The organism is Rhodococcus sp. 852002-51564_SCH6189132-a, from assembly GCF_001665495.1.
GTDB classification, from domain to species: domain Bacteria; phylum Actinomycetota; class Actinomycetes; order Mycobacteriales; family Mycobacteriaceae; genus Rhodococcus; species Rhodococcus pyridinivorans.
In genome coordinates this window covers 70,114-90,651 of sequence record NZ_LZMJ01000024.1, presented here as the reverse complement: position 1 = coordinate 90,651, position 20,538 = coordinate 70,114, and the positions used below count along the sequence as shown (strand labels likewise).

The window sequence follows — 20,538 nt, the reverse complement described above, 5'->3', positions numbered from 1 at the left end:
GTCAACGAACGGGCCACCGGTTTTGCTCCCGCACCCGACCCGCGGATGCGGCGCGTGATCGAATGGCCGCCATGACTGCAGGTGACTGGGCGTTGCTGATGACCGCCGCGACAGCCGCCGGCTGGGTGGACGCGGTGGTCGGCGGCGGCGGGCTGATCCTGCTGCCCGCCCTGTTCCTCGTCGCCCCGCAATTGACGCCACAGGCGGCGCTGGCGACGAACAAGCTCACCGCGATCTGCGGGACCGGCGCGGCGGTGCTGACCTTCGCGCGGCGCATCCCGCTGCGCTGGTCGCTGCTCGGCCCCGCCGCCCTGGTCGCCGCGCTGGCCGCGGCGGCGGGGGCGGCGGCGGTCTCGCTCATCGACCGGGAGGTGTTCATCCCGATCGTGATGGTCGTGCTCGTCGCGGTGGCGGTGTTCGTCACCGCCCGCCCGAAACTCGGCACCGGCAACACCCGCCGCCCGTCCACGCTGCGGCTGGCCACCGTCGTGGTCACGGCCGCGGCGGTGATCGGCTTCTACGACGGGATCCTCGGGCCCGGCACCGGCACCTTCTTCATCATCGTGTTCGCGGCGATGCTCGGCAGCGAGTTCGTCACCTCGGCGGCGATGGCGAAGGTGCTCAACTTCGGCTCGAATCTCGGGGCGCTGGTCCTGTTCGCCGTCGGCGGGCACGTGTGGTGGGCGCTCGGGGCGGCGCTGGCGGTGTGCAATGTCGCCGGCTCGGTGCTCGGCTCCCGGATGGCGCTCGCCCGCGGCGCCGGGTTCGTGCGGGTGGTGTTGCTGGTCGTGGTGATCGCCATGGTGATCCGGCTCGGCATCGAACAGTTCGGCTGAACCACCCCGCGGGGCTCGGTGCGGCAACCCCGATGCCGCACATCCCGGCGTTACCGTGGGCGGGTGAATGCGGTGGACGACAATTTCCTGGCCCTGCCGTTGCACGCGGCCGCCGACGCGGGCCTGACGGTCGCGCGGGCGGCGGGCGCGAGTCACGCCGACGTGCGGGTGCATCGGATCCGGACCGGGACGAGCACCCTGCGCGACGGCGCCCTGCAGGCGGCGGTGGACGACAGCGACTGCGGGGTGGCGGTGCGGGTGCTGCTCGACGGCACCTGGGGATTCGCGTCGCATCCGGTGCCCGGCCCGGACGGCGCCGCCGACGCCGCGGCCCGCGCCGTCGCGGTCGCCCGCACCCTGCGCGCGTTGAACCGGGATCCGGTGCAGTGGGCCGACGAACCGGTCCACCGGGACGCGGTGTGGGTCTCGCCGTACGAGATCGACCCGTTCACCGTCCCCGCCGCCGAGCGCATCGCGGTGCTCGAGGACCGTTCGCGGCGACTGCAGGACGCCGACGGCGTCGACCACGTCGCCGCGAATCTGACGCTGGTCAAGGAACAGACCTTCTACGCCGATCTCGCCGGGTCGACGATCACCCAGCAGCGGGTGCGGATCCACTCCGACCTCGACGCGACCCGCGTCGACCGTGAGGCCGGCACCTTCGAGTCGATGCGCACCCTGGCCCCGCCGGCCGGCCGCGGCTGGGAGTATGTGGCCTCGGACCGGTGGTGGGACTGGAGCCGTGAGCTCGCCGAACTGCCCGAGCAGCTCGCGGAGAAGGCGCAGGCCCCGTCGGTGATCCCGGGCCGCACCGATCTGGTGATCGACCCGACGAATCTGTGGCTGACGATCCACGAATCGGTCGGGCACGCCACCGAATACGACCGCGCCATCGGCTACGAGGCCGCCTACGCCGGCACCTCCTTCGCCACCCCCGACCTGCTCGGCAGCCTGCGCTACGGCAGCGACGTCATGCACGTCACCGCCGACCGCACCGAACCGCACGGCATGGCCACCGTCGGCTACGACGACGACGGGGTCGCCGCCCAGTCCTGGGATCTCGTGAAGGACGGGGTGCTCGTCGGCTACCAACTCGACCGGGCGTTCGCCCCGAAGCTCGGGGTGGCCCGCTCGAACGGCTGCGCCTACGCCGATTCGGCGCATCACGTGCCGATCCAGCGGATGGCGAACGTGTCGCTGCGACCCGATCCGAGCGTCGATCGCAGCACCGCCGATCTGATCGCCGGGGTCGACGACGGGCTGTACATCGTCGGCGATCGCAGCTGGTCGATCGACATGCAGCGGCACAATTTCCAGTTCACCGGTCAGCGGTTCTACCGGATCCGCGGCGGCCGGCTCGCCGGGCAGGTCCGCGATGTGGCCTATCAGGCGTCGACCACCGAGTTCTGGGGTGCCCTCGAGGCGGTCGGCGGCGCGTCGACCTGGCAGCTCGGCGGCGCGATGAACTGCGGCAAGGCGCAACCCGGGCAGGTCGCGTCCGTCTCGCACGGCTGCCCGTCGGTGCTGGTGCGCGGCGTGAACGTGCTCAACACGGTGCAGGAAGGTGGCCGATGATCCCCGGAGACCGACTCGTCGAAACCGCCCTGGCGACCTCGCCTGCCGACGAGACCATCGTGATGGTCACCGACAGTGCCGAGGCGTCGCTGCGGTGGGCCGGCAGTTCGATGACCACCAACGGCTCCGCCCGTGCCCGCGGCGCCACGATCCTCGCGATCCGCCGCACCCCCGACGGGGCGCACTGCGGGGTGGTCAGCGCCCCGATCGTCGACGCCGACGACATCGGCGCGGTGGTTGCCGCGGCGTGGGCGGCCGCGCAGCAGGCCCCGGCGGCCCCGGATGCGATGCCGTTGATCGACGGCGACGACACCGACCCGCAGTGGGGCGACGAGGCCGTCGGCACCGACGTCGAGGTCTTCGCCCCGCTCCTCGACGGGCTCGCCGCCGGCTTCGACGACACCGACGCCCTCTACGGATTCGCCCACCACCAATCCACGACGATGTGGCTGGGCACCTCCACCGGGGTGCGGCGCCGCTGGGTGCAACGCGACGGGTCGCTCGAGATCAACGGCAAACGCGGCGGCCTGACCGGGGCGAGCGCCTGGGTCGGCGCCGGCACCGTCGACTTCACCGACATCGCGATGGATCCGCTGCGTGCCGAACTGGCGCGGCGGCTGGACTGGGCCGGTACCCGCGTCGACCTGCCCGCCGGACGGTACGAGACGCTGCTGCCACCCTCGGTGGTCGCGGACCTGATGATCCCGCTGCTGTGGTCCCTCGACGGGCGCGGCGCCGAGGAGGGCCGGTCGGTGTGGGCGGGGCCCGGCGGAACCCGCCTCGGCGAGCAGATCGCCGCGCTGCCGGTGACGTTGACGTCCGATCCGGCCGCCCCGGGGCTCGGTTATGCGCCGTTCGTGGTCGCCACCGCCTCCACCGACAGCGTCTCGGTGTTCGACACCGGGATGAGCGCCTCGCGGGTCGACTGGCTCCGCGACGGCGCCCTGCACGCGCTGGCGTATCCGCGGGCCGCAGCCGCCGAATTCGGGGCCACCCCCACGGCGCCGGGTGAGAATCTGCTGCTCACCGGTGGCAGCACTGCCGATGTGGACGACATGATCGCCCGCACCGAACGCGGTCTGCTGCTGACCACCGTGTGGTACCTGCGGGAGGTCGATCCGGCGGTGCTGTTGCTGACCGGCCTGACCCGCGACGGGGTGTATCTCGTCGAGGACGGGCAGGTGCGGGCGGCGGTGAACAACTTCCGGTTCAACGAATCCCCGGTCGATCTGCTCGGCCGCGCCACCGAGATCGGCGCCACCGAACGCACCCTGCCGCGGGAGTGGAAGGACTGGTTCACCCGCACCGCGATGCCGCCGGTGCGCATCCCCGACTTCCACATGTCCTCGGTCAGCGCCGCCCACTGACCTCCGGTCCGGTCGGTGACGTCCATCGATCGGACCGGTAGGGGCTCAGAGCAGGTCGGTGAGTTCCTTGCCGATCTCCTCGGGGGTGACCGTCGGCTCGAAGCGGCGCACCACCGCGCCCTGCGGGTCGACGAGGAACTTGGTGAAGTTCCACTTCACCTCGTCGGTGCCGATCGCCTCGGGGCGGGTCTTGCTCACGTGCTCGAACAGGAAACCGTGCTGCGGCCCGAAATCACCGGGAGCCTCGGCGCGCAGGTGCCGGTAGAGCGGGTGCGCATCGTCGCCGTTGACATCGACCTTCGCGAACACCGGGAAGGTGACGTCGAAGTTCACGCGGCAGAACTCCTGGATCTCGCTGTCACTACCCGGTTCCTGACCACCGAACTGGTTGCACGGGAACGCGAGGATCTGCAGGCCGCGCTCGCCCAGCTCGCGGTGCAGCGCCTCGAGGGCCTCGTACTGCGGGGTCAAGCCGCACTTGCTGGCGACGTTGACGATCAGCAGATGCCGGCCGGCGAAGCGGGCGAGATCCTCGCTGCCGCCGTCGGCGGTGGCCACGGTGTACTCGTGCACGGACATGCGCTCTCCTGAACTGGGTTCGATCGGCTCGGCCCCGCAGGTGAGGCCGAGATCACCACGGACCCTACGGGATCGGACGACCCGGGCGGGGCTGCTGGTGCGGGGTCAGTCCAGGTCGCGGACGTGCCGGGCGGGGCTGCCCAGATGCAGCGTGTGTGGGGCACAGTCCTTCGTCACCAGCGAGTTCGCGCCGATCACCACACCGGCGCCGATGCTCACGCCCGGCATGATCACCGCACCGGAGCCGATCCACGCGCCGTCGCCGATGGTCACCGGCTCCCCCGTCAGCGTCGACGCGCGCTGTTCGGCGGTGCCCATGCGGTGGCTGCTGGTGAGCACCCGCACGTGGTCGCCGAGGAACACCCGCTGCCCGAGGGTGATGTCGGCGACCGTGTCGAAATAGCAGCCGTGGTTGACGAACGAGCCCGCGCCGAGGGTGAGCCGGCCGAGGCCCTGCACCACCACGCCGGTGTGGATCAGGCTCGGCGGTGCGGCGTCGACACCGGCGCGGCGCAACCACTTCCAGCGACTCGAACCGGAGATCAGCGGGTTGCTCGCAAGCGCCACCGCGATCGCCTGGGACCGGTAGGTGTGAGAGCGCGCCACGACGTCTACCGGCCTGCCGTGTCGTCGGCGGGATCGAGCGCACACGCCAACCCGACGGTGCCGGTGCGGCCACGACGCACCACGCTCGCGCCGACGATGATCCGGCCGAGCAGCCCGTACTTGCGGGCGATCACCGACCGGGCGTGCGCCGAGCCGTCGGCGTCGAGCACCTCCCCGGTGCCGGGCACCGCCGCCGACTTCGGGTTGCCGCGCGCGTCGCAGATCGCCAGGGACACCCGCGGATCGCGGCGCAGTCGCCGCACCTTGTAGGCGTCGGCGACCGTCCACACCAGCAGCCGGTTCCCGTCGGGCGCCGCCCACACCGGGGTGTCCACCGCGCTGCCGTCCTTGCGGTATGTGGTCAGCAGCACGAACTTGGCGGCGGCGAGGTCCGCGAAGGTGGGGGTCGTCGACTCGGGCATGGCCACCACCCTACAAACCGCCCGGTCTCACGGCACCGCTCGTCCCCCCGGCGCCGCGTTCTACGCTGGCGGTCATGGCCGATACCGCTGTCGACGTGCACCTGCCCGCCGGGCACCTGACCTCCGCGCAGGTGCAGGTGCTCGCCGAGCTCGCCCACACCCACGGCGGCGGCGAACTGCACCTGACCGCCCATGCCCAGCTGCGGGTGCGCGGCGACCACGCCGCGATCAGCGCGGCCGTCACCGCCGCCGGTCTCACCGTCGACGTGCCCACCCGCGCACGGCTTCTCGTCTCCCCGCTCAGCGGCCGCATCGGCGGACACCACGACCTGCGCGAACTCACCGCCACGGTGATCGCGCGCCTGGACGACCGGCCCGTGGCGGCCGGCACCGTCCTCGGGCTCGACGACGGCACCGGCGACATCGTCGCCCTCGCCCCCACCGTCGCGGTCCTCGCCCGCCCCGACGGCCGCTTCGCGGTGATCCGCGACGGCGCCGACACCGGGGTGCGCGTAGACCCGCAGGACGCCGCCGAGGCGCTGCTCACCCCACCGACCGACCCCACCGGGGATCCGGAACCGGTACCGGAGCAGCCGCGGCCACCGATCGGGTGGCTCGACCAGCCCGACGGGGCCGTCACCCTCGCCGGCGGGCTGCCCGGCGGGATCCTTCCCGCACGACTGGCGGAGTTCCTCGCCGCCGTCGAACGTCCGGTGATCGTCACCCCGTGGCGGTCGGTGCTGCTGTGCGATCTCGACGAGTGGACCGCCGAACAGGTGGTGCGGGTGCTCGCCCCGATGGGGTTGATCTTCGACGCCGACTCCCCGCATCTGCGCTGAGCCGCCGCTGACCTGCACGAACGGGCGGACTTCGCGAACCGGACCGTCGCCCCCGATCCGGCCCGCCGACGGTTCGGCCGCGCCTATCGTGGACGGATGAGCGGTCCGACAGCGGAATCCGACAGTTATGACGTGATCGTCCTCGGCGCGGGCCCGGCCGGGGAGAACGCCGCCCAGTACGCCATCGCCGGCAGCGACCGCACCGCGGTGCTCGTCGAACACGAACTCGTCGGCGGCGAATGTTCCTACTGGGCCTGCATGCCCAGCAAAGCCCTGCTGCGCCCGACCCAGGTGCTCACCACCGCCCGCAACATGCCCGGCGTCGCCGACAAGATCAGCGCCCACGGCGTCGAGGTACCGGCCGTACTCGCCCGCCGCGACAGCTTCACCCACAACCGCGACGACAGTTCCCAGGTGGACTGGGCCGAGGGCGCGGGTATCGGCGTCGTGCGCGGCCGCGGCCGCCTCGACGGCGAACGCACCATCACCGTCTCCGGTGCCGACGGCGAGCGGCGCCTGCAGGCCCGGCACGCCGTCGTCCTGGCCACCGGCACGCTGCCCTCGATCCCGGACCTGCCCGGGCTGCGCGACGCGCTGCCGTGGACCTCCCGCGATGCGACGAACCTGCTCGAGGTCCCCCGCCGGGTGCTGGTGGTCGGCGGCGGTGTCGTCGCCTGCGAAACCGCCACCTGGCTGCGGCAACTCGGCGTCGAGGAACTCACCCTCGCGGTGCGCGGCGACCGGTTGCTGCCGCGCGTGGAGCCGTTCGCCGCCGAACGCGTCGCCACCCGCATGGCCCACAAGGGCCTGAATGTGCGCTACGGCACCGAGATCCGCTCGGTGCAGCGCCCCGACGTCAAGGACACCGGCGTCGGCCGCATCCACGGCGGTCCCGCCACCGTGGAGTTGTCCGACGGCAGCACTGTCGAGGTCGACGAGATCGTCGTCGCCGCCGGCCGCTGCCCCGCCGTGGACGGGCTCGGTCTCGACACTGTCGGCCTGACCGACGGGAAGGTGACCGTCGCCGACGATCTCACCGTCGACGGGGTCGACGGCCAGTGGCTGTATGCGGTCGGGGACATCGCCGGTCGCGCCGCACTGACCCACATGGGCAAATACCAGGCGCGGGTGTGCGGGGACGTCATCGCCGCCCGCGCCGAGAACCGCCCCACCGACGGGTCACGATTCCGGGCGAGCGCCGACCACGGCCAGGTCCCGCAGGTGATCTTCACCGTCCCGGAGATCGCCGCGGTCGGCCGCACCGCCGAGCAGGCCCGCGCCGACGGACTCGACGTCGAGGTCCTCGAGGCCGACATCGACGTCGCCGGGGCCTCGCTCGCCCGCGACGACTACGCCGGCCACGCCGCGCTCGTCGTCGACCGCGCCACCGACACCCTCGTCGGCGCGACCTTCGTCGGTCAGGAGGTCGCCGAACTCGTCCACGCCGCCACCATCGCCCTGGTCGGGAAGGTGCCGCTGGACGCCCTGTGGCATGCGGTGCCGTCCTACCCCACCATCAGCGAGATCTGGTTGCGGCTGCTCGAATCCCGCCGCAGCTGACCGCCTCTCGAACGTGCAGTTGTCGTGGCGACACGCCGCGTGGCGACGAGAACTGCACGCCGACGGTCAGCGCGGCAGACGCCGCCACACCGCGCGCGGCAGCAGGCGCATCCCGAAGAACACCGACGGCATGCTGCGCCGCACCCTGCGCTCCCCCGACGGTGCCGAGGGCACGCAGGTCCCCGCGGTCTACGTGCATTTCGGCACGTAGACCGGCGATTTGTTGGAGCCCGGGCCGACGATGAGCGCGGGTTGCCTCCGGTGATGCGGACGCCACGGACCTCATCAACAGCGGTGACTGTCACCTGATGCGCCGGTGCCGCCACCTACCTGCTCACCGTTAGTTTCACGCCCGTAGTTCCCTGGCTCCGACCGACACCACCAGGACGGTGGGTTTGACAATGTGACGGCCGACCGGCGCGGACGACATCGTGAACGATCGAAGATCGTCATTCCGATTCCCTGTCGATGTCCTTGTCGGCTCCCCGCGCCGGTGAAGGACAGTCGGACCGTAGGCTGGGACCAGGACGCGAGCGAGGGAAGGAGGCGATTGTGCTGGTAGGTGTGCTGACCACAGTCCTCGGTTGTCTGCTCCATACGTGGGCAGCCGTGGCAGCCGCTCGACTGAATTTCGGCTCTCGGTTTCCTTATCTGTGGGGCATGTATCCGGTGCGTCCGACGCGTCGGGTCAAGCGCGCTCAGACAGCAGGGTGGCTGCTCAGCATTGTCGGTGCGTTCGGTGTCGCGAGGCGTTGTGGAATACGGCCCCTGGACGGAGTCTCGACGCCGTCCTCTCCATACTCGTCGTGGTCAACCTCGTCGTGGTCAACGCAGGTCCGAATCTCGTCACGACAGTCATTCATAACCGCACTGTTCCCCAACCTTGAGCAGTGGCGGTATCGGCTGTCGGGAACTTTCGCTCACGAATATTCAACATTCCCACAGACATCCGGCTGGTCCTGCAAGGTCGTGGACGCGATCGAGCGCTCCGAGACGGGCTGGACACGGACAAACGTCTACCTCGGGGTGCACGAGCGACGATGACCCTAGTCTCGGAAAGGTGCCTTTCGGAGAACTGGTCGCTCCGCCTCTGGGGCGGTAGGTGGACCCCTACCCGCAACGTCGCTGCTGAGGGGATCCCTGTGACTTTCCGAGACACGTCTCGACACCGATATCGTCCGGGTGTTCGCGCTGGCAGGTGTCGCCGTCGGCCTGATCTTGTATGTCGCTGCCTTCTTCATCACCGCACCGACCGAGGTGTGCATGACTCGACTGACATCGCACATGACCGGCTCTGAGGCAGTGGTAGCGACCTCCGCGAGCGCCGGCAAGCAGTGGGTGGGGATCGTCGCATCCCGCTGTCAGTGGACGTTCGCGACCGGGCCCCACGCCGGTGCTTCCGTGTCCGAGCATGTCGTGGAATGGGGGCCGTCGGCATTGGCGATCGTTGGCATTGTCGTCGCGGTGGCCGGCGTGGGGAGCTGGATGTGGTTCCGCACCAAGCACATAAATGTTGCGCGGACCGACCGCGGGTGACGTCACATCACTATCACTCATATCCCCCGGACGAGGACGCCGCGCCGGCCTGGCTACGCGAGCACGAATGCGCGAGGCGAACGCTCACGTTCACCACGTCCAGCAACGTCGAGTATCGCCGTAGCTACCGGTACCCGTAGGCTTCAGCGGCCATAAGGGGTCTCCACCGAGCACGTCGCCTACAAGCAACAGGACCGACGACGCGATCACTAATGCGGGCTACCGACAGTGCGGCCCGGCCAAGGTGCATATCCACGCTCTGCTGATCTTCCAGATGCCGTGCTCAGCCACGAGCGGGACGACGGCGCTGTCGCCGGGCGCGACGGTGATGGCCTGCGCCACGCCGCCGGGGGCACCGGTGCCCACCACCGAGACAGCCAGAGCCTGTGCACCATCCGATACGACAGTGGTGGCGCGCAATGTCGCCTCGCCTGTGTGCGCTACCTGCTGGACGGGATTGAGTGTGTCGAGGCTGGCGCCTTCGAACAGACGCACTCGCGAATCCAGCTCCAGGTCGTAGTCGAACGCGGCAGCAAACATCTCGGTGACCTGCTCCGCCGACGGAATCGTGGAGGCGGGCAACTCGAGGGACGAATGCGCCGGTGGGAACGTTTCTGCAGACGTGGGGACATGACTGGTGGCCGGCGCGCCCGGATCGGTGCTGCACCCACAGAGCGCCACGAGTGCGACAAGGGCGGCGGCGATGCTGTTCGGCAGACGTGCGGTCATGGCAGGTCCTTGTCGGGTGTGCGGTGTCGAACAGGGGGTGAGACGACAGGATATCGATGCCGATCGAGCCGAGCTCAGCGTCGAGGCGGCCGATATCGCCCGGCAGCAACTCGTTCAGCTGCGGGGCTACGGCAGGGATGCTCACCGCGTGAGCATCACGCGGGGTGACGAGGTGACTGCGGCGCGATGAATCGACCAGCACCCCGAGACCTCACAGGTGACTAGGTTGAGCGTTTGATCCACCGCTCCGCTGCGAGTACCCGCAGGGTGGACGGATCGAGGATCGCCCGCCAATGATTGTCCGGATCACCGCTCGTCAAAGAGAACTCGAAGAAGAGAACCTGCCGTTTTTCACTGAGCGCGGCGAGGTACTCCGTGTAGCTTTCGTGCCCGTACACATCCCAGTACTTCAGGTACCCCGAGAGGGGGCGCAGGGACCTGTTCTTGCGGACGCGTTGGGTATCGACGAGGGTCGCGACCACGCGAAATCCCGCCCGGGAGCGATACTCGAGCAGACCCAGGCGAAACGCGTCGAGCAACCCCGGCCACGGACCGTCGCCCATCGCGTCGACGATCTCCTCGACCTCGATCGTGCGCTCCTGCGGTCCGGTGCGCTGCGGTGGGGTTGCTCGGTAGATTCCGTCCGGGCCGGCCGCGGTGAGGTGGTCCTCGACGTCGAGGTTGCTGATCCACAAAGTTGGCGACCACGTCCGAGACCGTGTGCGCTGCAATCGGCAGTCTGTGCGCAGGACTGGTGGCGGTGACGAGGGTGAACGGGTGGTCCGTCTCGGTGAAGGTGGCCGCATCGGCGATGACGAAGAATCGGCGTCCCGGGTCGTCTTCGTTGAGGCGGGCGAGGAGGTCGTCGATGTCCATGCCGTCGAACTCGGGGTCGTCGACGATGGCCAGTGGATCGGTGCGTTCGGACTCCTCGCCGAGAGCTGTGTGCAGGACGTCGTTCCATGCCTGCTCATGGCTGTAGTCGAGCCGGAACAGCGGTATATCGACGTCGGGGAAGGTCATCGCTGTCTCCTATCGCAAGCAGACGAATGATGAGCATGTTGTGGAACGGTCGGCTTCGCGGCGCCGACCGTCGCTGTGAGGTGACGCCTACCGGTTCTATCAGCTTGTAGTTCGGATTCGCGGGCTGTGACCCGACACGGACTCGTGACGGCCGTGCCTCACGGTCGGTGTCGGTGTCGTTCTGCCCTCCGGTGTTGGGTAGCGTCGACGCGTCCGGGCCGCGAAGAGTCGGGGCAGGCCGGGTTCCGGCAGGGGGACGAGAGCAGAGGAGTCGACGTGCGAGGGGGAGCATCGATGGGGCGGGTCCGGGCGAGGGTGGTTGCCGCGGCGGTGGCGGCGATGATGATCGCGTCTCTGGGCGGTGGGGTGGCGTCGGCGCAGGACCGCGAGTCGGATCCGATCGTGGCCTCGCAGGGCTTGCTCGCTGATCCGGTCGCCCCGAACGGCTCGCGCATCGTCTCGAGTGAGATCGACGGCCAGTACCTGACGGTGCAGGTGTACTCGGCGGCGATGGACACGACCATCCCGGTGCGGGTGCAACGCCCCCACGATGCGTCCGAGCCGCGTCCGGTGCTGTATCTGGTCAACGGTGCCGGGGGCGGCACCGATTCGGCGACGTGGTGGGCCAACACCGATGTCGGGGAGTTCCTGACCGGTCAGAATGTCAATGTGGTCATGCCCCTCGGCGGGGCGTTCTCCTACTACACCGACTGGAAACGCGAAGACCCGCAGCTCGGGAGGAACAAGTGGCAGACGTTCTTCCTCGACGAGCTGCCCCCACTGATCGACGCCGCATTGGACACCAATGGGGTGCAGGCCATCGCGGCGAATTCGATGACGGCGACGGCGGTGTTGCAGTATGCGATCGCCAAGCCCGGCTTCTATTCGGCGGTGGCCGGGTACAGCGGATGCGCCCAGACTTCCGATCCGGTCGGCCGCGAGTTCGTCAAGCTGGTCGTCGAGACTTGGGGCGGCGGCGATGTGCGCAATATGTACGGCGAGGACGATGATCCAGCGTGGGTGGCCAATGATCCGGTGGTCAACGCCGAAGGGTTGCGCGGCACGCGTCTGTTCATCTCGGATGCGACGGGTCTGCCCGGTCCGCACGACACCCTCGGCAACGAGTTCACCATCGGGGAGCAGGACGCAGCCCTCGACCAGCAAGGGCTGGCGTTGGCCAATCAGGTCGTCGTCGGCGGGGTGATCGAAGCGGCCGTGCACTGGTGCACCACCAACTTGCAGACCCGCCTCAACGAGCTCGACATTCCCGCGACGTTCGATCTGCAACCGGCCGGGACGCATTCGTGGGGATACTGGCAGGACGCCTTCCACCGGTCCTGGCCGCTGCTGGCCGAGGAACTGGGGTTGCCGCAGCCGGAATGACCCCCCATTGCGTCACGGCTGCTCATACCTCCAGAGCAGCAGTCCGTTCAGTGGTGGGGCTGCTCCGGCGAGCGGTCGACCACGTGGGCGGGAAGTGACCATCTATTTCACTCGATTCGCGGGAAATCGACCCAGCCTCCTTCGCCGCCGGGAGTATCGGAACGCGGGTACGGATAGGGAGCCGGTCCCCGTGACGGTGCTCGAAACGGCGCCAATGTGTGGGTGACGGATCCGAGCGTCAACGTCAGCGGCTGTGGGGTGCTCGTCCATTCGCACAGCACCAGTGGACCGAGGCGGTGCACCGGGACGGCGGTGCCGTCGGCGAGCTGAGCCGCTGCCGCTGTCGGTGTGTTCAGCGCCCCGATCACCAGCCACCATGTCGGATCGGGGCTGTCTCCGGGCCAGACCTGCTGTTCGATCTCGTGCGGGAAACTCTCAGGATCGGTGGTGTACATGACGGACACCGGCGACCAGTATTCGTTCTCGATCGTGGACGCGGGATCGATGCGCATCATGTCGTCCTCCCGCCATTGGATCGACAGACCCGAACGCGGCAAGACCAGGGAGTAGAACTCCATGCGTACACTCCCACATGTGATCACGACGTGCAGTTGTGCCCACGGTAACCGACGCTTCCCGTGCCGGCGCGCCTCTCGACCTCTTCAACGCTCGCCGGAGTATCCGGCGGCAGGACCGTCGTTTCTGAAACGGTCAGTTAAAGCGCCCCGTTCGGAACGTCGTTCTTGCCGTCTCGAACGGAGGCGCGGATCGAGCGAGCGACACAGCAGACTCGGGGTCGTCTACCGATGCTGAATGCCGTTGTCGCTACGAACAATATTTGTCAGACCTGCCCCTGGTTCTGCAAAGTTATGGACGCGATCGGCCGGTCTCCGGCACCGTCCCGGTCCAGAAACGCGCTCACCTTGGGTTTCGAGGCTGATGGTGCGTAATTGCCAATTAGCAATGCCAACCCCGCACAAACCCTGAGTGACTACCTTCAGATTGGCGCTGTCGCCCTTTTTGTCTGATTTTGTTGTCAAGATGCAGCAAAGATTAGCGAGATGGGCGGGGCAGATTAACTGGGCCGACCGCAGTGTCATAAGGCTTCTGAGCTGCGGTTTCCCGGAATGAAACCTTGACCGGCGCTCTCGTCTCACCGAGCCTCTGTCAATCTGTAGCGGCGTGTCCTGTCGATCTTCACTGCATCTCGACATATGCAGTTGTGTTGTCCTGCCCTGTCCGGTCCGGTGCCACCGGACCTGAGGTGAGAGGCGACGCCCGAATGCCAGTGCCCCGAACTGGGAAAACGAGGTTGAAGGTCAGTGGCAGGCGGCAGTGGATGTCAACGGACCCAACAGCCGAATATGGCGCTGACCTGGGCAGAATGACCGAGGACGCTGTCGGCGCTCCTGACCTCCTCGTGTCGTCACGCTACTGACCTTCTCATGTCGTCTCTCACGCGACGGTAGTTAACCAGCCCTGCAATCGGTCGTCAGTGCTGTTGACCCGGTCCCGCGCCGCCCGAAGTCGGCCGTAGGGAGGGACCGCATTGGTTGGGGAATCACGGCGAAGTCGGATACTTCGAAACCGTCGGTGTGTCCAGCTTGTCCGTTCTTGCCGATACTCTCTTGTCGCCAGGACACACAACAACGGAGTTCGGAGGTCTCGATGGTCGAACCACTCGAAATGGATATGACCAAGCCGGGGTTCGGCAAGTCGGGCCGCGGCTTCGGCAGGTTCGCACGAAGTAGCTCCAAGCAGCAGAGCGAGCAGACCAGCGATCTCGAGGACGCCGCAGTGGAGACCGCCGAGAGGCGGACGACGAAGAAACCCGATCCCTACGAGACGGCGATCACCGAGTACAACGGCGCGTTCACCGCGATGAACGACAGGGGCGTTTCTCTCCTACGCCAACGGGAACGCTCGACGGACCTGATCGAGCTAGTCGAGCTGCTGGTGAACAGCATCGCCAACACCCCGAAGTCGTTCGAGACCGACTTCGACGAGATCGACATCAACAAAGCCCAGTTCCTGGCGGCGGAGGAGTTCGCGCGGAAGGATCTCGACGCCGCGCGAAAGTCGGCTGCCGGCGCCACTGCCGGGTTCGCCGCGGGCGCCGCGGTCGCGAGCATGGCTCCGACAGCGGCGCTGTGGGTCGCCACCACCTTCGGCACCGCGTCGACCGGCACCGCGATCTCCACTCTGTCCGGGGCTGCTGCGACCAAGGCTGCTCTAGCCTGGCTCGGTGGAGGGGCTGTCGCGGCCGGCGGCGGAGGCCCGGCGGCAGGTGGCGCCTTGCTCGCCCTCGCCGGCCCCATCGGCTGGACGGTTGCGGGGGCCACCCTCCTCGCATCGATCGCTTTGTTCACCAAGAACAAGTTCGAGAACCGCGAGGCGAAGAACAAGGCGCTGACCTCGGTGAAGCAGAACACCGCGCTCATCAAGGGCATCGACGCCCAGATCGATGACCTGCTCCGACGCACCACCTCCCTTCGCGAGCTGCTCGTGCAGAGTTACCGCGAAGCGCTCAGGTGCTTCGGGACCGACTTCCTCGCGCTGTCCGCGTCCCAGCAGTCCCAACTCGTCGCGCTGGTGAACAACACGAAGGCCTGCGCGGCCCTGCTGAACACACGCATCGCGCAGGACGCCGGGAATGAGTGAGACGGTAAGACTAGGGAAGAGCAACCAGGAGCAGGCCGTCGCCGCCTGGGTGAACTATCTCAACCAGCTCCGGCTGGACAACCTGCTGAGCGCTCTGCACCGGCAGGACCGGAATCTCGAGGACGCGCTCGCCAGCGTCGGCGAGGCGATCCGGAAGATCGACCTCGAGGTGGTCGCCGCCAACCGGGGCGGGCTCAAGGGTATGCACGGCTTCATCGCCGAGGTCGCAGAGGTCGGCGTCGGCAACGCTCGCAGCCACATCCGTGGTGAGGACGCTGTCTACCAGTGGATCAATGACAACGGCCCCGTGGACCTGATGCGCAACGGCGTGGAGATCCAGCAGAAATTCGTCGCGGCCGGCGGCCGCTTCGGCCTCGGCGCGATCACCGAACACCTCCGCAAGTATCCCGACTTCGTCGCCCGCGGCGGAAAATACCAGATCCCCCGCGACCACTTCGAGGTGATCCAGAAGCTGCACGCCCTGCCACGCGAGGAAGCCGGAACACTCCTGACGCGCGGCGGCGACGGCCCGTCGTTCACGGACTGGGAGCGGATCCAGGCGTTCTTCCGCGAGGGATCGGTCGGCATCGAGTCGCTCGAGCCCTCCCACCTGACCTACTCCGAGGTTCAAAAAGGCGCTTACGCCGCGACTTTGGAGACGGAGGCGGATTCCCTCCGCTCCACCGACCAGTCCCTGCGCGAAGCCGCCTACCAACAAAGTCGGCCGACCCTGGCGGAGGGCGCGAAGGCCACGCTTGCGGCCGCCGCCATCGAGAGCGGGACCGCCCTGGTGCTGGCCGTGGTCGCCAAACGCCGTAAGGGCAAGCAGCTCAAAGAGTTCACCGTCGAGGACTGGACCGACATCGCCGGCGAAGCACATCTCGGTGCCGCCAAAGGCGGTATCCGAGGGGCCAGCATCTACATGCTCACGAACGTCACCGCCACCCCCGCAGCCGTCGCCAGCTCGATCGTCACCGCGGCCTTCGGCGTCGCCGAGCAGGCGAACAAGCTCCGTCGCGGCGAGATCGACGAGCTGGAATTCATCGAGAACGCGGAGCTCGTCTGCCTGGAGACCGCCGTCAGCGCCCTGTCCTCCTTCGTCGGGCAGGCTCTCATCCCGGTGCCGGTACTGGGTGCCGTGATCGGCAATACCGTCGGCATCATCATGTACAAGGCCGTCTCGTCTTCCCTCTCCAAACGGGAGGCGTCGCTGATCGTGCAGTACCTCGACGAACAGCGGGCGCTGGATGAGCAACTCGCCGCCCGATACCAGGAGCTCATCGACAAGCTCGAGGCGAGCATGTCCGACTATCTTGGGGTGCTCGAACGGGCCTTCTCCCCCGACGTGGAGGTGGCCCTCCTCGGATCCGTCGAGCTCGCACTCGAGCTCGGGGTGGCTTCGGACGAGGTCTTGGACTCCGACGAGAAAGTCCTCGCCTATTTCCTCGACTAACGCTGTGGTCGTCCGTTCTCCGAGAACAGTGCGATGGTCGCGGGCAGCCTCGCGACCGGTCTCGTTTCCATGGTCAGCCGTCATCGGAACGGTCGGGGTCGTTCGGAGCCTGACGACCTGCAGACCATGCGGTGAGGTCGGTGTCAGCCGGACTGCTGCTCGATTCGGGTGGCGCGATAGTGGTAGCCGTCCTGATCGGTGACCTGTTCCCAGTCGAGGACCACGGTGGCTCCGACCGCTACGGTGCGAAAGCCCTCGCCGATGATGGTGCTGTAGTGCGCCCAGCATCCGCCGGGGGTCTGGTCGGAATCGATCACTCCCCAGCCCTGTTCGTCGTTCCACTCCCGGACTGTGCCGACACTGTGGCCGGTCACCCGAGACGGGGCGGGGACAGGTGTGGAGGGTTCGCCTACGAAGTGCTCTTCCTCGATGCGGCCGTCGAGACGGACCGACCACGCCCGCGCCCCGAATCCGGCAGGACGACGGAAGGGTTGTTCTCCGGCCGGCCATGCCCGCACACACTCGAATTCGAATTCGACACCCGCCGCCGGGTTCTTGGCGCGGACCCATTCGAACTCCACCTCGTGGCCCGGCGTCAGAGCGGGAAAGCCGTCCACCGCAACGGCCGCGAAGTCGACATGACATCCCCCGGGAACCTCATCGCCGTCGATCACACCCTGCATGCGCTCGAAATCCCAGCTGCGAACCACACCTCGACTCGACACCGCGGCGTGATCGCCCGCCCCGGTCTCGGCGACACCGTCGCCGGCAACGACACCATCGAGACCGGATACAGCACCGACCGTCCATATCCCCACTGCCGCGACCACACCCAGGGCCACCGCGACAGTGGCGGCCCGTACCGGAGTGCGCACCCACGTCTCCTTCCGCCTCGGCGATCCCCGCATCCTGACACTGGCGACAACTGCTGTGCGGAAAGCCCGGGTGTGCACCACCGGACTTCCCGCCGGCCCACACACAACGGGGAGGAATGCGCGGACCGAGCGGCCCCACCGCTCCGAGGAGGGAGAAAAAGCGGGGACCACCGACAAACACATATGGACTTTCGCCTCTAGCGTTACATTTCGGCCACGCACCCGAATAAGGGTGGTGTTTACCCCGTGTCGTGGGTGCCTGGTGGCGCGACACCGGCAGTGCGTCGCTCATCAATGGCGCTGTCGGACATTCAAGACACGAGCTGGCCATGGAGAATCCGCCGGAAGAAACTACGGCCGGGTCAGCAACGCGCAACGGTTCGCCGACGATCGGCAGCACGATTTCGCGCGCTGGTGCGTGCACCAGGCATGGGAACGCGCCGGACTCGTACGGTCCTCGTGGTTTCGTGACCGGCTTGCCGAGATGGATGCCGGATATCGCGCGCATCCGCATTTCATCGCCAGCACTCATGCCCGCAATCGGATCGATGCCGATCCGCAGATCCGGCTCATGGTTGTCGGAGGAGATACTGACGACATGGGAGGGGATGAAGCGATCGCGACGAGGCGCGTACGCCAGGGTGTGCCCGTGGCCTATCGCGGCCGCGACACCGACCGCGACATCCTCAACCCACAAAGGCAGCCTCCGATGCTGTTCCACGGCCATCCGGGTCGGATCACAAGTCCTGCGATGCAGCACATCCTGGTGGACTGGGTCGGTCTCGAGGACGAGCCTGCAAGCTTTGCCGTCGGCTACTGCCCCCACACCATCGACGGTGGGTGGGCCGGCCCTGTTGTGCCCGCTCTGGCGGAGATCTCGGAAGACGAGTACCTCCTGCGGAAACAGCGGATCGACAAAGGCGAGCGCCCCATCCCGTAGGTGCTATGCCGAGACAACCCGCGGTGCCAAGTGATCGACACCGCCGCCGACCGCAAGCCGATCTTCTCCATCTTCGGGCGCACTTGCATGTGCTGTTAGACGATCCCTAACCAGCATGATTTCGAGTACAGGGCCAGAGCAGTGGTGAGACTTCGTTGCGCCGGGATGGACGCCCTGACTCTGGCAGTTGAAGTGGCTCCTGGTTCTTTGCAGCAGTCAATTCGTGGCCGAATCCGATGCTTGGCGGAGTAGGAACTTCGTGAGGTGAGCGCCCTACATCCGCGGTGCGCTGCTGATGGGCAGGTCGATGATGAACCGTGCCCCGCGGCCAGGGCCAGCACTGTCGGCGCCGATCCGGCCCTGGTGGGCCTCGACGAGTGCGCGGGTGATGGTCAGGCCGATTCCGCTGCCGCCGTGGCGGCGGTTGCGGGCGAGATCGGCTCGGTAGAAGCGGTCGAAGAGGTGATCGAGGTGTTCGGCGGCGATACCTTCTCCGGTGTCGGCGACCACGATCTCGGCGTAGGTGGGGTCGGTCTGCCGGCAGGTGATGGTGACGGTGCCCCCGTCGGGGGTGTGGCGCAGCGCGTTGTCGAGCAGGTTGCCCAGGACCTGCCCGAACCGGTCCGGGTCGACAGTGACCGGCACGGAGTGCTCGATGCAGGTCTCGAGGGTGACGCTCTTGTCGTCGTAGCGCGTGCGGACCGCCTCGGCGGCTGCGGTGATCAGGGTTGCGGTGTCGGTGGGGACCGGGATGATGCGGGTGAGATGTTCCTCGGCGCGGGAGACGGCGGTGATGTCCTGGGCGAGGCGGTCGAGGCGTTGGGTGGCGGCACGCAGGATTTGCAGAGTGTCCTCGTCCAGGCTGCGGACGCCGTCTTCGAGGGCTTCGAGGTAGGAGTCGAAAGTGGCGATCGGGGTGCGCATCTCGTGACCGAGGTCGGCGAGCATCCGGCGCCGGGTGGTTTCGGTGGCTTCGAGGCGGCGGGCGACTTCGTTGACGGTGACGGTGAGATCGTCGAATTCGCGGCCAAGTCCGGGGCTGTGCATGCGGGTGTCGTAGCGGCCGGCGGCGATCTGGGCGGTGGAGGTGGTCACCGCCGTCAGCGACCGTTGAACGCGCCGGGCGATGTACCAGCTCACCGCCAGGGACAGCAGCACCGCGATGGCGATGGCCAGTCCCCAGGCGAGGATGATCGCCCAGGTGAAGGCCTCTTCGACGTGATGGGCCTGGTTGGAGTTGTGGTCGATGCCGGCTTGACCGAGGTGATCGTGGAAGATGCCGGGTGCGAGCGCCGAGGCCACGATCCAGGCGCTGACGGCGCAGCCGAGCACCACCACGGTCAGGGCGAGGAACAGTCGGGTGCCGAAACTCGCGGTGTTGATGGTGCGGCGCAGGGACCCGCCTGGTGTGGACGATCGGGCGGTCATGATCCGGTGCCCATTCGGTAGCCGACACCGCGGATGGTGCGCACGTAGCGGCCGCGGGTGGCGTCGTCGCCGAGTTTGCGGCGCAGGTGCCCGATGTGCACGTCGACCAGGTGTTCGTCACCGACCCAGCTCGGCCCCCATACCGCTTCGATCAGCTGGGTGCGGGTGAGCACCACTCCGGGATCGCGTGCCAGGGCGGCAAGGATGTCGAATTCGGTGCGGGTCAGGGCGATCGGCCGCCCGGCGACGGTGGCCTCGCGGCCGTCGACGTCGAGGGCCAGGTCCCCGAAGCGGTGTGGCTGCGCAACGGTCGCGGCGATGGTGGTGCGGGGACGGCGCAGCATGGCCTGGATGCGCGCTGTCAGCTCGCGGGGGCTGAACGGTTTGGTCATGTAGTCGTCGGCGCCGACGGACAGCCCGATCAGGGTGTCGATCTCCTCGGTGCGGGCGGTGAGCATCACGACGTAGGCGTCGGAGAAGGTCCGCAGTTGCCGGCACACCTCCACCCCGTCCAGGCCCGGCAGTCCGAGGTCGAGGACCACCACATCGGGATCGACCTGCCGGGCGAGGGGAACGGCCTCGGCGCCGTCGCCGGTGACCGCGACCTCGAAACCGTCCCGCTCGAGATAGGAGCCCACCAGATCCGCCAGTGACGGTTCGTCCTCGACGACCATCGCCCGCAAGCCGGTGGAGGGACGCGCCGGCGTCGCCGGGTCGCTGCCGGGT

20 protein-coding genes and 1 pseudogene are annotated in these 20,538 nt (G+C 68.0%); 11 read left to right on the top strand and 10 right to left on the bottom strand.

Going from position 1 to position 20,538, the window contains the following annotated elements; all coding sequences use genetic code 11:
* Window positions 1-71 precede the first annotated feature (71 nt).
* The 3 genes from A5767_RS05115 (at window position 72) to A5767_RS05105 (ending at window position 3,778) form a co-directional block, all read left to right on the top strand.
* The gene (locus tag A5767_RS05115; protein ID WP_039586459.1) at window positions 72-836 is read left to right on the top strand and encodes a TSUP family transporter; all 765 of its coding nucleotides are present in this window, start codon (window positions 72-74) and stop codon (window positions 834-836) included.
* Window positions 837-899: 63 nt separating this feature from the next.
* Window positions 900-2,411 carry a TldD/PmbA family protein gene (locus tag A5767_RS05110; RefSeq protein WP_064851830.1) on the top strand — a complete coding sequence of 504 codons (1,512 nt, stop codon included), beginning with the start codon at window positions 900-902 and terminating at the stop codon, window positions 2,409-2,411.
* Window positions 2,408-3,778, top strand: a complete 1,371-nt coding sequence (locus tag A5767_RS05105) for a metallopeptidase TldD-related protein (protein WP_006550016.1) — start codon at window positions 2,408-2,410, stop codon at window positions 3,776-3,778. Before A5767_RS05110 ends, A5767_RS05105 begins: the two co-directional genes overlap by 4 nt.
* A gap of 45 nt (window positions 3,779-3,823) precedes the next feature.
* Here A5767_RS05105 and A5767_RS05100 read toward each other — a convergent pair whose 3' ends face one another.
* The 3 genes from A5767_RS05100 to A5767_RS05090 all read right to left on the bottom strand — a co-directional run bounded on the left by A5767_RS05100 (window position 3,824) and on the right by A5767_RS05090 (window position 5,385).
* On the bottom strand, window positions 3,824-4,357 hold the full coding sequence (locus tag A5767_RS05100; protein WP_006550017.1) for a glutathione peroxidase: 534 nt from the start codon (window positions 4,355-4,357) through the stop codon (window positions 3,824-3,826).
* 105 nt (window positions 4,358-4,462) lie between these two features.
* Complete coding sequence (locus tag A5767_RS23905; protein ID WP_006550018.1) at window positions 4,463-4,963, bottom strand: acyltransferase; 501 nt, start codon at window positions 4,961-4,963, stop codon at window positions 4,463-4,465.
* 5 nt (window positions 4,964-4,968) lie between these two features.
* Window positions 4,969-5,385, bottom strand: a complete 417-nt coding sequence (locus tag A5767_RS05090) for a PPOX class F420-dependent oxidoreductase (RefSeq protein ID WP_006550019.1) — start codon at window positions 5,383-5,385, stop codon at window positions 4,969-4,971.
* Between the two features lie 74 nt (window positions 5,386-5,459).
* Here A5767_RS05090 and A5767_RS05085 point away from each other — a divergent pair, with 74 nt between their 5' ends.
* From A5767_RS05085 to A5767_RS05070, 4 genes are all read left to right on the top strand, one after another.
* Window positions 5,460-6,224 (top strand): precorrin-3B synthase, encoded by a 765-nt coding sequence (locus tag A5767_RS05085; RefSeq protein WP_039586446.1) that lies wholly within the window; start codon window positions 5,460-5,462, stop codon window positions 6,222-6,224.
* A 96-nt stretch (window positions 6,225-6,320) separates the two neighbouring features.
* Window positions 6,321-7,784, top strand: a complete 1,464-nt coding sequence (locus tag A5767_RS05080) for a dihydrolipoyl dehydrogenase family protein (protein WP_064851829.1) — start codon at window positions 6,321-6,323, stop codon at window positions 7,782-7,784.
* Between the two features lie 13 nt (window positions 7,785-7,797).
* A complete protein-coding gene (locus A5767_RS05075; protein ID WP_064851828.1) occupies window positions 7,798-7,995 on the top strand; it encodes a hypothetical protein in 198 nt (65 codons plus the stop codon).
* Between the two features lie 971 nt (window positions 7,996-8,966).
* Window positions 8,967-9,320 (top strand): hypothetical protein, encoded by a 354-nt coding sequence (locus A5767_RS05070; RefSeq protein ID WP_064851827.1) that lies wholly within the window; start codon window positions 8,967-8,969, stop codon window positions 9,318-9,320.
* Window positions 9,321-9,539: 219 nt separating this feature from the next.
* Here A5767_RS05070 and A5767_RS05065 read toward each other — a convergent pair whose 3' ends face one another.
* The 3 genes and pseudogenes from A5767_RS05065 to A5767_RS24130 form a co-directional block, all read right to left on the bottom strand.
* Window positions 9,540-10,049, bottom strand: a complete 510-nt coding sequence (locus tag A5767_RS05065) for a hypothetical protein (protein ID WP_064851826.1) — start codon at window positions 10,047-10,049, stop codon at window positions 9,540-9,542.
* 221 nt (window positions 10,050-10,270) lie between these two features.
* Window positions 10,271-10,744, bottom strand: coding sequence for a hypothetical protein (locus A5767_RS05060; protein ID WP_064851825.1), 474 nt, complete (start codon window positions 10,742-10,744; stop codon window positions 10,271-10,273).
* Between the two features lie 61 nt (window positions 10,745-10,805).
* Window positions 10,806-11,072: pseudogene (locus A5767_RS24130) on the bottom strand (DUF6924 domain-containing protein); the annotation flags it as partial.
* A 294-nt stretch (window positions 11,073-11,366) separates the two neighbouring features.
* On the opposite strand from A5767_RS24130, the gene A5767_RS05050 reads away from it, so the two are divergent.
* Complete coding sequence (locus A5767_RS05050; RefSeq protein ID WP_064851823.1) at window positions 11,367-12,455, top strand: alpha/beta hydrolase; 1,089 nt, start codon at window positions 11,367-11,369, stop codon at window positions 12,453-12,455.
* Window positions 12,456-12,562: 107 nt separating this feature from the next.
* On the opposite strand, the gene A5767_RS05045 is transcribed toward A5767_RS05050, so the two are convergent.
* Window positions 12,563-13,033: a hypothetical protein gene (locus A5767_RS05045; RefSeq protein ID WP_064851822.1), complete on the bottom strand. Its 471-nt coding sequence runs from the start codon at window positions 13,031-13,033 to the stop codon at window positions 12,563-12,565.
* A 1,090-nt stretch (window positions 13,034-14,123) separates the two neighbouring features.
* On the opposite strand from A5767_RS05045, the gene A5767_RS05040 reads away from it, so the two are divergent.
* Window positions 14,124-15,116: a hypothetical protein gene (locus A5767_RS05040; RefSeq protein WP_064851821.1), complete on the top strand. Its 993-nt coding sequence runs from the start codon at window positions 14,124-14,126 to the stop codon at window positions 15,114-15,116.
* Entirely contained in the window at window positions 15,109-16,569 is a 1,461-nt protein-coding gene (locus A5767_RS05035; protein ID WP_064851820.1) for a hypothetical protein, read from the top strand. The genes A5767_RS05040 and A5767_RS05035 overlap by 8 nt, the downstream gene beginning before the upstream one ends.
* Before the next feature lie 143 nt (window positions 16,570-16,712).
* On the opposite strand, the gene A5767_RS23650 is transcribed toward A5767_RS05035, so the two are convergent.
* Window positions 16,713-17,444, bottom strand: coding sequence for a cold-shock protein (locus A5767_RS23650; RefSeq protein ID WP_231913123.1), 732 nt, complete (start codon window positions 17,442-17,444; stop codon window positions 16,713-16,715).
* A gap of 484 nt (window positions 17,445-17,928) precedes the next feature.
* On the opposite strand from A5767_RS23650, the gene A5767_RS05025 reads away from it, so the two are divergent.
* Window positions 17,929-18,384, top strand: coding sequence for a hypothetical protein (locus tag A5767_RS05025; RefSeq protein WP_231913122.1), 456 nt, complete (start codon window positions 17,929-17,931; stop codon window positions 18,382-18,384).
* Between the two features lie 273 nt (window positions 18,385-18,657).
* Here the strand turns inward: A5767_RS05025 and A5767_RS05020 are convergent, their stop codons facing one another.
* Together A5767_RS05020 and A5767_RS05015 are read right to left on the bottom strand one after the other, a co-directional pair.
* Window positions 18,658-19,812, bottom strand: a complete 1,155-nt coding sequence (locus A5767_RS05020) for a sensor histidine kinase (protein ID WP_064851819.1) — start codon at window positions 19,810-19,812, stop codon at window positions 18,658-18,660.
* The gene (locus tag A5767_RS05015; RefSeq protein WP_033098383.1) at window positions 19,809-20,486 is read right to left on the bottom strand and encodes a response regulator transcription factor; all 678 of its coding nucleotides are present in this window, start codon (window positions 20,484-20,486) and stop codon (window positions 19,809-19,811) included. The genes A5767_RS05020 and A5767_RS05015 overlap by 4 nt, the downstream gene beginning before the upstream one ends.
* Window positions 20,487-20,538: the final 52 nt, after the last annotated feature.